General features: G+C 59.5%; 24 protein-coding genes. All 24 read right to left on the bottom strand.

Going from position 1 to position 13,034, the window contains the following annotated elements; genetic code table 11:
* Window positions 1-38: 38 nt before the first annotated feature.
* The 24 genes from rpsM to rpsJ all read right to left on the bottom strand — a co-directional run bounded on the left by rpsM (window position 39) and on the right by rpsJ (window position 12,680).
* Window positions 39-407 (bottom strand): 30S ribosomal protein S13, encoded by a 369-nt coding sequence (rpsM, locus tag J5N58_RS06420; protein WP_112830266.1) that lies wholly within the window; start codon window positions 405-407, stop codon window positions 39-41.
* A 228-nt stretch (window positions 408-635) separates the two neighbouring features.
* On the bottom strand, window positions 636-1,286 hold the full coding sequence (locus J5N58_RS06415; protein WP_112830267.1) for an adenylate kinase: 651 nt from the start codon (window positions 1,284-1,286) through the stop codon (window positions 636-638).
* A complete protein-coding gene (secY, locus tag J5N58_RS06410) occupies window positions 1,283-2,623 on the bottom strand; it encodes a preprotein translocase subunit SecY (protein WP_112830268.1) in 1,341 nt (446 codons plus the stop codon). The genes J5N58_RS06415 and secY overlap by 4 nt, the downstream gene beginning before the upstream one ends.
* A gap of 231 nt (window positions 2,624-2,854) precedes the next feature.
* Window positions 2,855-3,334, bottom strand: a complete 480-nt coding sequence (gene rplO, locus J5N58_RS06405; RefSeq protein ID WP_112830269.1) for a 50S ribosomal protein L15 — start codon at window positions 3,332-3,334, stop codon at window positions 2,855-2,857.
* A 16-nt stretch (window positions 3,335-3,350) separates the two neighbouring features.
* Complete coding sequence (gene rpmD / locus J5N58_RS06400; protein ID WP_112830270.1) at window positions 3,351-3,554, bottom strand: 50S ribosomal protein L30; 204 nt, start codon at window positions 3,552-3,554, stop codon at window positions 3,351-3,353.
* A gap of 14 nt (window positions 3,555-3,568) precedes the next feature.
* Complete coding sequence (gene rpsE, locus J5N58_RS06395) at window positions 3,569-4,138, bottom strand: 30S ribosomal protein S5 (protein ID WP_112830271.1); 570 nt, start codon at window positions 4,136-4,138, stop codon at window positions 3,569-3,571.
* Between the two features lie 144 nt (window positions 4,139-4,282).
* Complete coding sequence (rplR, locus tag J5N58_RS06390) at window positions 4,283-4,645, bottom strand: 50S ribosomal protein L18 (RefSeq protein ID WP_112830272.1); 363 nt, start codon at window positions 4,643-4,645, stop codon at window positions 4,283-4,285.
* Between the two features lie 12 nt (window positions 4,646-4,657).
* Window positions 4,658-5,191, bottom strand: coding sequence for a 50S ribosomal protein L6 (gene rplF, locus J5N58_RS06385; RefSeq protein ID WP_112830273.1), 534 nt, complete (start codon window positions 5,189-5,191; stop codon window positions 4,658-4,660).
* A gap of 42 nt (window positions 5,192-5,233) precedes the next feature.
* Window positions 5,234-5,632, bottom strand: coding sequence for a 30S ribosomal protein S8 (rpsH, locus tag J5N58_RS06380; protein ID WP_112830274.1), 399 nt, complete (start codon window positions 5,630-5,632; stop codon window positions 5,234-5,236).
* A gap of 12 nt (window positions 5,633-5,644) precedes the next feature.
* Window positions 5,645-5,950, bottom strand: coding sequence for a 30S ribosomal protein S14 (rpsN, locus tag J5N58_RS06375; RefSeq protein ID WP_112830275.1), 306 nt, complete (start codon window positions 5,948-5,950; stop codon window positions 5,645-5,647).
* 33 nt (window positions 5,951-5,983) lie between these two features.
* On the bottom strand, window positions 5,984-6,541 hold the full coding sequence (gene rplE, locus J5N58_RS06370; protein ID WP_112830276.1) for a 50S ribosomal protein L5: 558 nt from the start codon (window positions 6,539-6,541) through the stop codon (window positions 5,984-5,986).
* Window positions 6,534-6,842 carry a 50S ribosomal protein L24 gene (gene rplX, locus J5N58_RS06365; RefSeq protein ID WP_244710134.1) on the bottom strand — a complete coding sequence of 103 codons (309 nt, stop codon included), beginning with the start codon at window positions 6,840-6,842 and terminating at the stop codon, window positions 6,534-6,536. The genes rplE and rplX overlap by 8 nt, the downstream gene beginning before the upstream one ends.
* A gap of 13 nt (window positions 6,843-6,855) precedes the next feature.
* Window positions 6,856-7,224, bottom strand: a complete 369-nt coding sequence (gene rplN / locus J5N58_RS06360; protein ID WP_007770138.1) for a 50S ribosomal protein L14 — start codon at window positions 7,222-7,224, stop codon at window positions 6,856-6,858.
* Window positions 7,225-7,460: 236 nt separating this feature from the next.
* The gene (gene rpsQ / locus J5N58_RS06355) at window positions 7,461-7,697 is read right to left on the bottom strand and encodes a 30S ribosomal protein S17 (protein ID WP_046792687.1); all 237 of its coding nucleotides are present in this window, start codon (window positions 7,695-7,697) and stop codon (window positions 7,461-7,463) included.
* Between the two features lie 13 nt (window positions 7,698-7,710).
* Window positions 7,711-7,911: a 50S ribosomal protein L29 gene (gene rpmC / locus J5N58_RS06350; RefSeq protein WP_099057562.1), complete on the bottom strand. Its 201-nt coding sequence runs from the start codon at window positions 7,909-7,911 to the stop codon at window positions 7,711-7,713.
* Window positions 7,912-7,922: 11 nt separating this feature from the next.
* Entirely contained in the window at window positions 7,923-8,336 is a 414-nt protein-coding gene (rplP, locus tag J5N58_RS06345; protein ID WP_009109534.1) for a 50S ribosomal protein L16, read from the bottom strand.
* 38 nt (window positions 8,337-8,374) lie between these two features.
* Entirely contained in the window at window positions 8,375-9,097 is a 723-nt protein-coding gene (gene rpsC / locus J5N58_RS06340) for a 30S ribosomal protein S3 (RefSeq protein ID WP_099057561.1), read from the bottom strand.
* Window positions 9,097-9,486: a 50S ribosomal protein L22 gene (gene rplV, locus J5N58_RS06335; protein ID WP_112830278.1), complete on the bottom strand. Its 390-nt coding sequence runs from the start codon at window positions 9,484-9,486 to the stop codon at window positions 9,097-9,099. The genes rpsC and rplV overlap by 1 nt, the downstream gene beginning before the upstream one ends.
* Window positions 9,487-9,488: 2 nt before the next feature.
* On the bottom strand, window positions 9,489-9,767 hold the full coding sequence (rpsS, locus tag J5N58_RS06330; protein WP_112830279.1) for a 30S ribosomal protein S19: 279 nt from the start codon (window positions 9,765-9,767) through the stop codon (window positions 9,489-9,491).
* A gap of 16 nt (window positions 9,768-9,783) precedes the next feature.
* A complete protein-coding gene (rplB, locus tag J5N58_RS06325; protein WP_112830280.1) occupies window positions 9,784-10,620 on the bottom strand; it encodes a 50S ribosomal protein L2 in 837 nt (278 codons plus the stop codon).
* A 16-nt stretch (window positions 10,621-10,636) separates the two neighbouring features.
* Window positions 10,637-10,930, bottom strand: a complete 294-nt coding sequence (locus J5N58_RS06320; protein ID WP_112830281.1) for a 50S ribosomal protein L23 — start codon at window positions 10,928-10,930, stop codon at window positions 10,637-10,639.
* Window positions 10,927-11,547: a 50S ribosomal protein L4 gene (gene rplD, locus J5N58_RS06315; RefSeq protein ID WP_112830282.1), complete on the bottom strand. Its 621-nt coding sequence runs from the start codon at window positions 11,545-11,547 to the stop codon at window positions 10,927-10,929. The genes J5N58_RS06320 and rplD overlap by 4 nt, the downstream gene beginning before the upstream one ends.
* A 12-nt stretch (window positions 11,548-11,559) precedes the next feature.
* A complete protein-coding gene (rplC, locus tag J5N58_RS06310) occupies window positions 11,560-12,198 on the bottom strand; it encodes a 50S ribosomal protein L3 (RefSeq protein WP_112830283.1) in 639 nt (212 codons plus the stop codon).
* Between the two features lie 173 nt (window positions 12,199-12,371).
* On the bottom strand, window positions 12,372-12,680 hold the full coding sequence (rpsJ, locus tag J5N58_RS06305) for a 30S ribosomal protein S10 (protein WP_006728688.1): 309 nt from the start codon (window positions 12,678-12,680) through the stop codon (window positions 12,372-12,374).
* Window positions 12,681-13,034: the final 354 nt, after the last annotated feature.

Raw genomic sequence — 13,034 nt, 5'->3', positions numbered from 1 at the left:
CTGACGCGCCAGCCTTCCCTCCGGACAGAACCGGAAACTTACTTCTTCTTACCGGCGATCGCCTTGGCCGGACCCTTGCGGGTACGGGCATTGGTGTGCGTGCGCTGACCGCGAACCGGCAGACCGCGACGATGACGCAGGCCGCGATAGCAGCCGAGGTCCATCAGACGCTTGATGTTCATTGCGGTTTCGCGACGCAGATCGCCTTCGACCTGATAGTCACGGTCGATCGCTTCGCGGATCGCGAGAACCTCGGCGTCCGTGAGCTGATGGACGCGCTTGTCGGCCGGAATACCAACCTTTTCGATGATTTCCTGCGCGAATTTCGGACCGATCCCGTGGATGTAGCGGAGCGCAATTACTACGCGCTTCGCGGTCGGGATGTTGACGCCAGCGATACGTGCCACGCCTGTTCTCCTTGCTTCCAGTTGCCATCCGGCAAGTGGTGTCTCGTTACACGGCCAATCACGGCCGCAATTACAAATCAGGTTCTCAACAAGTCAAAACGATCGAACCCGGTCTTCCACTATGGAAGAACGCGCCGATCGCTTCAATGTCGCGAGTTGGCGCGCTGTTTAACGGAATCGGCGACGAAAAGCAACCGGCCCCGTGAAAATTCTTGTATCCCGCCGGGTTCAGAGCCCGGCCAGGATGGCTTCTATATCCGCCGTAACGTTGTCGATCTCGCCCATGCCGTCGACGGAATGCAGCTTGCCCTTGGCATAGTAGTAGCCAATGAGCGGCGAGGTTTCCTTGTAATAGGCCTGCAGGCGGGTACGAACCGTATCCCGGTTATCGTCCGGACGGCGTTTGAAGTGGGTCGAACCGCACTTGTCGCACACGCCCTCGACCTTCGGCTTCAGATTCGTGTCGTGATAGCCGGTGCCGCAATTGGCACAGGTGTAACGACCGGCGATTCGGTCTGCGAGGACCTCGTCGTCGACACGGATTTCGATGACCGCCGAAAGATCGATCCCCTTGTCGGAAAGCATCTTTTCGGTCGCATCGGCCTGAACGAGCGTGCGCGGAAAGCCATCGAGGATGAAACCGTTCGCGCAGTCCGGAGCATCGATTCGCTCGGAGACGATGGCAATCACGATCTCGTCGGAAACGAGCTTACCGGCATCCATCACGGCCTTCGCGCGCTTGCCCACCTCCGTGCCTGCGCTGACAGCCGCACGGAGCATGTCGCCGGTCGACAGCTGCGGAATGCCATGCTTCTCAACAATTCTCTGGGCCTGCGTCCCCTTGCCCGCTCCCGGCGGACCCAAAAGGATAAGTCTCATCGTCCCCTCTTTCCTCCACGCAATTTCGACTTCTTGATCAGGCCCTCATACTGCTGTGCGATCAGATGACCCTGAATCTGTGCTACAGTATCGAGGGTGACGCTGACAACAATCAAAAGCGACGTACCACCAAGGGATAATGGCACACCGGTTTGGGAGACCAGGATTTCGGGGAGGATGCAGACGAAAACGAGATAGATCGCGCCGATGACCGTGATACGGGTCAGCACGTAGTCGATGTACTCGGCGGTACGCTCTCCCGGACGAATGCCCGGAATGAAGCCGCCATGCTTCTTCAGATTGTCGGCCGTGTCCTTCGGGCTGAAGACGATCGCCGTGTAGAAGAAGGCAAAGAAGGCAATCAGCGCGGCGTAGAGCACCATGTAGAGCGGCTGGCCGTGGCCAAGCGCCGAAATGATGGAGGTCGCCCAGGCCGGAAGCGTGGTGGTTCCGGCAAAACCCGCGGCGGTGGCCGGCAGCAGCAGCAGCGACGACGCGAAGATCGCCGGGATAACGCCCGACGTGTTGAGCTTCAGCGGCAGGTGCGAGGTATCGCCCTGGAACATGCGGTTGCCCACCTGGCGCTTCGGATACTGGATCAGAAGCCGGCGCTGGGCACGCTCGACGAAGACGATCAGGGCGATAACGCCGATAGCAACGACGATAACGGTCAGAATCAGTGCCGTCGACAGCGCGCCGGTGCGGCCGAGGTCGAGGGTGTGGGCAAGCGCGGTCGGAAGACCGGCGGCGATGCCTGCGAAAATAATCAGCGAAATGCCGTTGCCGATGCCGCGCGAGGTGATCTGTTCGCCGAGCCACATCAGAAACATGGTACCGCCAAGCAGCGTGATGACGGTCGAAATACGGAAAAACCAGCCCGGATCGATCACGAGACCGTTGCCGCTTTCCAGGCCGACCGCAATGCCATAGGCCTGCAGCGTGCCGAGCAGCACCGTGCCGTAACGGGTGTACTGGTTGATGATCTTGCGGCCCTGCTCACCCTCTTTCTTCAGGTTCTCGAGCGCCGGAACGACCGAAGTCATGAGCTGCACGATGATCGAAGCCGAGATATAGGGCATGATGCCGAGGGCGAAGATCGCCATGCGCTCGACGGCGCCGCCCGAAAACATGTTGAACAGGCCGAGAATGCCTCCGGACTGTCCCTGGAAAGCGGCGGCATAGGCCTCCGGGTTGAGGCCGGGCAGCGGAATATGGGTGCCCAGGCGATAGACCAGCAAGGCGGCCAGAGTGAACCACAAGCGCTTCTTCAGATCCTCCGCCTTGGCGAAGGTCGAGAAGTTGAGGTTCGAGGCCAATTGTTCCGCTGCAGAAGCCATGAAATTCTCCGCAAAACCAAATCCGGCTGAGCTTTGCCAGACCGGAGGTCATTCGTCCAATTGTTTTAAAAGAAAACCGGGCGCGGGAGAGATTGCGGTGCAATCGCATGCCTCACCCTTGTTTTCCAGAATGTCCCGGAAGACGGACGAAAGCCCGCCCATGGGCAGTGAGGCTCACATATGCGAGCAAGATCGCCCGGTGTGAAGCACCCCGGGCGATCGATCTGTCAGTTATTCAGCGGTTTCCGCAGCAGCGGCGAGCAGCTTGATCGAGCCGCCGGCCTTTTCGATCTTCTCGACGGCAGCCTTGGAGGCGCCGGCAACTTCGATCGAAAGCTTTGCCTTCAGTTCGCCGTCGGACAGGATGCGAACGCCGTCCTTCGGGCGACGGATAACGCCGGCTGCCTTGAGAGCAGCTGCGTCGACCGTTGCCTTTGCGTCGAGCTTGCCGGCATCGATCGCGGTCTGGATACGGCCGAGCGAAACGGTGACGTATTCAGAAGCGAAGATGTTGTTGAAGCCGCGCTTCGGCAGGCGACGATAGATCGGCATCTGGCCGCCTTCGAAGCCGTTGACAGCAACGCCCGAACGAGCCTTCTGACCCTTGACGCCGCGGCCGCCGGTCTTGCCCTTGCCGGAGCCGATACCGCGACCTACGCGGATACGGTCCTTGGAGGCGCCTTCGTTGTCCTTGATTTCATTCAGTTTCATGATGACTTCCTCCGTCTCACTTCTCGTCGACGACGCGAACGAGATGCTGGACAGCACGGATCATGCCGCGAACCGAAGGCGTATCCTCCAGGGTGCGGACCCGGTGCATCTTGTTGAGGCCCAGACCGATGAGCGTCTTGCGCTGCACTTCCGGACGGCGAATGGGCGAACCGATCTGCTCGACCGTGATCGTCTTCTTGGCTTCAGACTTCTTTGCCATGATTCCAGCTCTCCTTATTCTTCAGAGGCATTGCCGGAAGCGGCACGGCGAGCCTGCAGCGTTGCATACTTGATGCCGCGCTGAGCTGCGATGTCCTTCGGATGCACCTGATGCTTCAGGGCGTCGAACGTGGCGCGAACCATGTTGTAAGGGTTCGACGAGCCGGTCGACTTGGCGACAACGTCATGCATGCCGAGCGTTTCGAAGACGGCGCGCATCGGACCGCCGGCGATGATACCGGTACCGGCCTTGGCGGAGCGCAGCAGAACCTTGCCGGCGCCGTGGCGGCCGTTGACGTCGTGATGCAGCGTACGGCCGTCGCGCAGCGGTACGAAGATCATGTCGCGCTTGGCGGATTCAGTCGCCTTGCGGATAGCTTCCGGCACTTCGCGTGCCTTGCCATGGCCGAAACCGACCCGACCCTTCTGGTCGCCGACGACGACGAGAGCAGCAAAGCCGAAACGACGGCCGCCCTTCACCACCTTGGCGACGCGATTGATAGCGACCAGCTTGTCGACGAACTCGCTGTCACGCTCTTCACGGTTCTGGCGATCTTCGCGAGAACCACGCTTTTCCTGTGCCATTGTCCTTTTCCTTTTTCTTTTCCGGGTGCAATCGGCAGATTACGAAAAATTCCGCCCTGCCCCTTTTCCGGGGTCAGCAGCGAAATCCGGGAAACCGGCAAACGCCGGAAATCCGTCCGGGCAGGCCCGGACGGATATTCGAGATCAGAAGTTCAGGCCGCCTTCGCGAGCTGCTTCCGCCAGGGCCTTGATACGGCCGTGATAGATGAAGGCGCCACGGTCGAATACAACTTCCTTGACGCCAGCCTTGGCGGCGCGCTCTGCAACGAGCTTGCCGACGGCTGCTGCGGCTGCAACGTCCGCACCGGTCTTCAGCGAAGAACGCAGATCCGTATCGAGGGTCGATGCGGCAGCGAGCGTACGACCAGCGACATCGTCGATGACCTGAGCGTAGATGTTCTTCGACGAGCGATGTACCGACAGACGCGGACGGCCATTGGCCACCGCCTTGATCTGACGCCGTACGCGATTGGCACGACGTACAAGTGCTTCTTTCCTGCTTGCCATTTCGCGCGTTCCTTACTTCTTCTTGCCTTCTTTGCGGACAATCCGCTCTTCGGCATACTTGACGCCCTTGCCCTTGTAGGGCTCGGGGCCGCGATATTCGCGGATCTCGGCAGCGACCTGACCGACCTGCTGCTTGTTGATGCCGGAAACCACGATTTCCGTCGGCTTCGGAACGGCGATGGTGATGCCGACCGGCGGCTCATAAACCACGTCGTGGCTGAAGCCGAGCGCGAGCTGCAGGTTCTTGCCCTGCATGGCGGCACGGTAACCGACGCCGTTGATTTCGAGCTTGCGCTCGTAACCGTCCTTGACGCCCTTGAAGATGTTCTCGACCATGGTGCGGGACATGCCCCACTTGGAACGAGCATCCTTGGTAGCGTTGCGCGGCTGGACGACAACGGCGTTGTCTTCGAGCTTCACGGAGATCTCGTCATTTGCGACGAAGAAAAGTTCGCCCTTCGGGCCCTTGGCAGTAACCTTCTGGCCATCAACGGTGGCCGTGATCCCTGCAGGAACCGGAACGGGCTTCTTACCGATACGAGACATTGTTTAATCCTGTCTGTTCGTTCTGGAGATCCCTGCCCTGTCTTAGAAGACGGAGCAGAGAACCTCACCACCAACGTTCTGTTCGCGAGCCTGGTGATCGGCCATCACACCCTTCGGAGTCGAAAGGATGGTGATGCCGAGGCCGTTCGCGACCTGCGGGATGGACTTCACCGAGACATAGACCCGGCGGCCCGGCTTGGAGACACGGCCGATCTCGCGGATGACCGAAGCACCTTCGTAGTACTTCAGTTCGATCTGCAGCTCGGACTTGCCATTGCCATAATCGACCTGGGAGTAGCCGCGGATATAACCCTCGGCCTGCAGGACATCGAGAACGCGTGCACGCAGCTTGGAGGCCGGAGTGGATACCGAGCTCTTGCGGCGGGCGGCGCCGTTACGGATACGGGTGAGCATATCGCCCAACGGATCAGTCATCGTCATTTGCCCGTCTCCTTACCAGCTCGACTTCACAACGCCCGGCACCTTGCCGAGGTTGCCCAGCTCGCGAAGCGCGATACGCGACATCTTGAGCTTGCGGTAGAACGCACGCGGACGACCGGTCACTTCGCAACGGTTGCGAATGCGGGTCTTGGAGCCATCGCGCGGCAGGTCTGCCAGCTTCAGGGTTGCCTTGAACCGCTCTTCAATCGGAAGAGACTGGTTCATGATCGTTGCCTTCAGCGCGGCGCGCTTGGCGGCCTGCTGGGCAACTGTCTTGCGGCGGCGCTTGTTCTTTTCAACTGCGCTTGTCTTCGCCATATCGAAGTTCCTCTTCTACGCTCGTCGTTACGGTTACTGACGGAACGGGAAGTTGAACTCTTTCAGAAGAGCCCGTGCTTCGTCGTCCGTGTTTGCCGTCGTGCAAACGATGATGTCCATGCCCCACATCTGATCAACCTTGTCGTAGTTGATCTCAGGGAACACAATGTGCTCCTTGATGCCCATGGCGAAGTTGCCACGGCCGTCAAAGCTCTTCGGGTTCAGGCCACGGAAGTCGCGAACGCGCGGCAGCGCGATGTTGACCAGGCGATCCAGAAATTCATACATCCGGGCGCCACGCAGGGTGACCTTTGCACCGATCGGCATGCCTTCGCGGACCTTGAAGCCAGCGATGGAGTTGCGCGCACGGGTGATGACCGGCTTCTGACCAGCAATGGCAGCCAGGTCGGCGGCAGCAACGGTCGGCTTCTTCGAGTCGCCGGTGGCTTCGCCCACACCCATGTTGATCACGATCTTTTCCAGCTTCGGGATCTGCATCTCGTTAGCGTAGGAGAACTTCTCCTGCATAGCGGCGCGAATCCGGGAAACGTAGTCCTTCTTGAGCCGCGGCTCATACTTTGCCTCAGCCATCGATCACATCTCCCGAACGCTTGGCCACACGAACCTTCTTGCCATCGACAACCTTGAAACCGACGCGGGTCGGCTTGCCGTCCTTGTCAGCAATCGCGAGGTTCGACAGATGAATCGAAGCTTCCTTGCTGATGATGCCGGCTTCCTGGTTCTGCGTCTGGCGCTGGTGGCGCTTCACGACGTTGATGCCACGGACGACCGCACGGCCTTCCTTCGGCATAACCTGGATAACTTCACCGGAACGACCCTTGTCCTTGCCGGTCAGTACGACGACCTTGTCGCCCTTACGAATCTTTTGCATCGTCGTCGCTCCCTTACAGAACTTCCGGAGCCAGCGAGATGATCTTCATGTGGTTCTTGGCGCGAAGTTCGCGCGGAACCGGTCCGAAGATACGGGTGCCGATCGGCTCTTTCTTGTTGTCGATAAGAACGGCAGCGTTGTTATCGAAGCGGATGACGCTGCCGTCGGGACGACGGATGTCCTTGGCGGTACGCACAACAACCGCCTTCATTACATCGCCCTTCTTGACGCGGCCGCGCGGAATGGCTTCCTTGATCGAGACGACGATGATGTCGCCGATCGAAGCGTACTTGCGCTTGGAGCCGCCCAGCACCTTGATGCACATGACACGACGTGCGCCGGAATTATCCGCCACGTCGAGGTTAGTCTGCATCTGAATCATGTCAGGTCGCCTTCTTGTTGTAACCGGAACGGTTGGGCACAACGGCCCCCTATCCCGGCTTATGATAAATTTCGATTGTCGCGCGGAAAGATGTTGCCAGGGTGGTTTCCCCTCAAGGGACCTTCCGTGCGCTCAAAGCAAAAGAACGCCCGTTGCCGGAGCGTTCCTGCGCCAATGGCCTGCTTCATACAGGTTTTTGCGCAAGGTTCAAGCCCTCGCGCAAAACTCTGTGAAAATTAAGCCTGGGCGGCGATAACCGTCCAGCGCTTGTCCTTGGAGATCGGTGCGCATTCCTCGATGGAAACCACGTCACCTACCTTGTACTGGTTGTTCTCGTCGTGCGCCTTGTACTTCTTCGACCGGCGAACGGTCTTCTGAAGCAGCGGATGAGCAAAACGGCGCTCGACACGTACAACGACAGTCTTTTCGTTCTTGTCGCTGACGACAACGCCCTGCAGAATGCGTTTAGGCATGTTCTTCTGGTCCTTAGGCCTTGGCTTCTGCCGCCTTCTGGCGGGCGATGGTTTTGACGCGGGCGATATCCTTGCGGACTTCGTTGATTCGCGACGACTTCTCGAGCTGGCCGGTCGCCTTCTGGAAGCGCAGGTTGAACTGCTCCTTCTTCAGCTTGGCAAGCTCGTCATTCAACTGATCGGCGCTCATGGCGCGAACGTCTGCGGCTTTCATGGGCTTGATCCTTACTCTGCAATGCGCTGTACGAAGCGCGTCTTGACCGAGAGCTTGGCCGAGCCGAGACGAAGCGCCTCGCGGGCGATCTCCTCGGAAACACCGTCGATCTCGAACATCATGCGGCCGGGCTTGACCTTGCATGCCCAGTATTCGACGGAGCCCTTACCCTTACCCATACGGACTTCGGTAGGCTTTGCCGTTACCGGAACATCGGGGAATACCCGGATCCAGACGCGACCGGCGCGCTTCATGTAACGCGTGATTGCACGACGAGCAGCTTCGATTTCGCGAGCGTTGACGCGGTTCGGCTCAAGAGACTTAAGACCGAACTCACCGAATGCCAGGTCGAAACCGCCCTTGGCAACACCCTTGATGCGGCCCTTGAACTGCTTGCGGTATTTTGTACGCTTTGGCTGCAACATTTTCTTGTTTCTCCGAACTTATCTTTCGCCAGCGACAATCAAGCGTTCTCGCGGCGACGTTCGCCACGTTCACGGCTTGCCGGACCCTGCGCGTCACCCTCAAGTGCACGACGCTCGGAAGCCATCGGATCGTGCTCAAGGATTTCGCCCTTGAAGATCCAGACCTTCACGCCGCAGATACCGTAAGCGGTTTCGGCTTCAGCCGTACCGTAGTCGATGTCCGCACGCAGCGTGTGCAGCGGAACGCGGCCTTCGCGGTACCATTCGGTACGAGCGATTTCCGCACCGCCGAGACGGCCGGCGCAGGTGATCTTGATGCCTTCGGCGCCAAGACGCATGGCCGACTGAACGGCGCGCTTCATCGCACGACGGAAAGCGATACGGCGCTCGAGCTGCTGGGCAATCGACTGGGCAACCAGGGTTGCATCGACTTCCGGCTTGCGCACTTCAACGATGTTGAGGTGCGTTTCGGAGCTCGTCATTTCGGAAAGCTTCTTGCGGAGCTTTTCGATGTCTGCGCCCTTCTTGCCGATGATGAGACCCGGACGAGCCGAATGGATCGTGACGCGGCACTTCTTGTGCGGACGCTCGATGACCACCTTGGCAATGCCGGCCTGCTTCAGCTCTTCCATCAGGTAAGCGCGGATCTTCAGATCCTCGTGAAGCAGCTTGCCGTATTCGGCATTATCGGCGAACCAGCGGCTGTCCCACGTGCGGTTGATGCCCAGACGGAAACCGATCGGATTGATTTTCTGACCCATTATGCGGCCTCCCCTTTGGCTTCGACTTCGCGCACCACGATGGTGAGGTGCGAGAACGGCTTTTCGATGCGCGATGCGCGGCCGCGGCCACGAGCGTGGAAACGCTTCATGACGATCGACTTGCCGACATAGGCTTCCGCAACGATGAGCTGGTCAACGTCGAGGTCGTGGTTGTTCTCGGCGTTTGCGATTGCCGATTCCAGCGTCTTCTTGACGGAGCCGGCGATGCGCTTGCGCGAGAATTCGAGATCGGCCAGAGCGCGGTCGACCTTCTTGCCGCGGATCAGCGCGGCAACTAGGTTGAGCTTCTGGGGGCTGACGCGGAGCGTGCGCGCAACGGCCTGCGCCTCGTTGTCCTTCAGCCGGCGTTCGGCTTTTGCCTTGCCCATGATTACTTCCTCTTCGCCTTCTTGTCCGCACCGTGACCGTAGTAGGTCCGGGTGGGAGCGAATTCACCGAACTTGTGTCCGACCATGTCTTCGTTGACGCTGACCGGAACATGCTTGCTGCCGTTGTAGACACCGAAGGTGAGACCGACGAACTGCGGCAGGATGGTGGAGCGACGGCTCCACATCTTGATTACTTCGTTGCGACCGCCTTCACGAACCTTCTCAGCCTTCTTGAGAAGATAGCCGTCGACGAACGGGCCTTTCCATACTGAACGAGCCATTTCTGACTAACCTCTCTTACTTCTTCTTCAGGTGGCGCGAGCGCATGATGAACTTGTCGGTCGACTTGTTCGAACGGGTGCGCTTGCCCTTCGTCGGCTTGCCCCACGGGGAAACCGGATGACGGCCACCGGAGGTGCGGCCTTCACCACCGCCGTGCGGGTGGTCGACCGGGTTCATGACGACGCCGCGGTTATGCGGGGTCTTGCCGCGCCAGCGGGTACGACCGGCCTTGCCGTCGTTGATGTTGGCGTGATCCGGGTTGGATACGGCACCGACGGTGGCCAGGCAGGAGCCCGGCACGAGGCGCTGTTCACCCGAGTTCAGGCGCAGGATCGCCATGCCGGCATCGCGGCCGACGAGCTGTACGTAGGTACCGGCCGAACGGGCGATCTGACCACCCTTGCCCGGCTTCATCTCGACGTTGTGTACGATCGAGCCGACCGGGATGTACTGCAGCGGCATGGTGTTGCCGGGCTTCACATCGACGGCCTTTTCGGAGGCGATGACCTTGTCGCCGGCAGCGAGGCGCTGCGGAGCGAGGATGTAGGCCTGTTCGCCATCGGCATAGGTGACCAGCGCGATGAAGGCAGTGCGGTTCGGGTCGTATTCCAGACGCTCAACGGTGCCTTCGACATCGAACTTGCGACGCTTGAAGTCAACGAGACGGTAGGAGCGCTTGTGACCGCCGCCGATAAAGCGGGCAGTGATGCGACCGAGGTTGTTACGGCCGCCGCTCTTCGAGAGACCTTCCGTCAGCGCCTTGACCGGCTTGCCCTTGTAAAGGCCCGAACGGTCGACGATGACGAGCTGACGCTGGCTCGGAGTGATCGGATTGAAACTTTTCAATGCCATGTTCTTGTTCCCTACCTCAGACGCCCGTCGACACGTCGATGGACTGACCTTCGGCGAGCGTTACGATCGCCTTCTTGACGTCCTTCTGCTTGCCGGCGAAGCCGCGGAAACGCTTGATCTTGCCCTTGCGCAGCAGCGTGTTCACGGCGGTGACCTTGACACCGAAGAGCGCTTCGACCGCAGCCTTAATTTCAGGCTTGGTCGCACCCTTGGCGACGTTGAAGACGACCTGGTTCTGTTCGGATACCAGGGTCGACTTTTCAGTGATCGACGGAGAGACGATCACGTCGTAGTGGCGAAGATCAGTCATTTGAACCGCTCCTCCAGAGCTTCAACCGCAGCCTTGGAAAGCACGAGCTTGCCGCGACGCAGGATGTCGTAAACGTTGATGCCCTGAACCGGCAGAACATCGACGTTCGGGATGTTTGCGGCAGCGAGCTTGAAATTGCCATCGATCTCGGCGCCGCCGATCAGGAGAGCATTGGTGAGGCCGAGCGAAGCGAAGCTGCCGATCAGCGCCTTGGTCTTGGCTTCAGCAGCGACGAGCTGGTCGACGATGATGAGGTCCTCAGACTTCAGCTTGGCCGAGAGCGCGTGACGCAGAGCGAGAGCGCGAACCTTCTTCGGCAGGTCGTGGGCATGGCTGCGGACAACCGGGCCATGAGCCTTACCACCGCCGCGGAACTGCGGAGCGCGAGCCGAATGGTGACGAGCGCGGCCCGTACCCTTCTGCTTGTACATCTTGGAGCCGGTGCGGGAGACTTCGCCACGGGTCTTGATCTTGTGGGTGCCCTGGCGCTTGTTTGCCAGCTGCCAACGGATCACACGGGCAATGATGTCTTCGCGCGGCTCAAGGCCGAAAATCGCATCCGACAGAGAAACCTTGCCGGCGTCCTTGCCCTCGAGGGTCTTGACGTTCAATTCCATTGGTTTGGCTCCTTACTTCGCCGACTTCACGGCGTCGCGCACGATGATCCAGGAACCCTTCGAACCGGGAACAGCGCCCTTCACAAGGATCAGACCACGATCTTCATCGGTCGAAACGACTTCGAGATTCTGAGTAGTGACGCGGGTCTGGCCCATGTGGCCAGCCATGCGCTTGCCCTTCCAGACCTTACCCGGATCCTGGTTGTTACCGGTCGAACCGTGCGAACGGTGCGAAACCGAAACGCCGTGGGTTGCGCGCAGACCACCGAAATTGTGGCGCTTCATCGCACCGGCAAAACCCTTACCGATCGTCGTGCCGGTGACGTCAACCAGCTGGCCAGCCGCAAAATGGCTTGCGGTAAGCTGGGAGCCGACATCGATCAGATTGTCTTCCGAAACGCGAAACTCAACGAGCTTCGCCTTCGGCTCAACGCTGGCAGCAGCGAAGTTGCCGCGCATGGCCTTCGAAGTATTCTTGACCTTCGCCTGACCGGCGCCGAGCTGCACGGCCGTATAGCCGTTCTTCTCGACGGTGCGCTGGGCAACGACCTGTACGTTATCCAGCCGCAGAACTGTTACCGGGATATGCTCGCCGGCGTCGTTGTAGACGCGGGTCATTCCCACTTTCTGTGCAATCACACCTGAACGCATTGGTTCATTCCTCTTGAGAGTCGAGTCAGAGCCCGAAAGCCCCTTCCCTTGCCTCTTTGTTTAAGGATTCCGTTCAGGCCCTTCCGGACCATCAGGTTTCCCGTTTCGAGAAGTCGTTGGCAGGTCTTGCCACGTACCTTCCTTGTTATTTCGGCTCTCGCCGGAATTCCTTCTTAAAGCTTGATCTCGACGTCTACGCCGGCAGCCAGGTCGAGCTTCATCAGAGCGTCAACGGTCTGCGGGGTCGGATCAACGATATCGAGAAGACGCTTATGGGTGCGCATCTCGAACTGTTCGCGGCTCTTCTTGTCGACGTGAGGCGAACGGTTAACAGTAAATTTTTCAATGCGAGTCGGAAGCGGTACCGGGCCGCGAACGCTCGCACCGGTGCGCTTTGCGGTCGAAACAATCTCCCGCGTGGAGGCATCGAGAACCCGGTGATCAAACGCCTTCAGGCGGATGCGGATATTCTGGCCGTTCATTCGACTTGTCCTTGTTCGTTTTCTTGCGTCCCGCATACGCAGAGACAGTGAATTACCAATTACTGGCCGGCCCCGGATTATCAAAAATCACAGGGACACCGCGGGGGCGCCCCTGTCACTTGCTATTCTCAGAAACCTGCCAGGTCTCGATCTTCGCGAGATCGACTCAACGCAGCGAAAAACGGGCGACGATAACACCGTCCGTTTTCTTCGTGGCCGGCACATACAATGCCAGCGGAGATTCGTCAACCGAATATTGAGAAACGGAGCGGCGATTTCCCGCCGCTCCGCATTCAATCACTCGATGATGGATGCGACGATGCCGGCGCCGACGGTGCGGCCGCCTTCGCGGAT

The sequence above is a fragment of the Paenirhizobium cremeum genome (genome assembly GCF_022884085.1).
Lineage (GTDB): Bacteria > Pseudomonadota > Alphaproteobacteria > Rhizobiales > Rhizobiaceae > Allorhizobium > Allorhizobium cremeum.
This window is presented reverse-complemented; position numbering and strand designations above follow the sequence as displayed.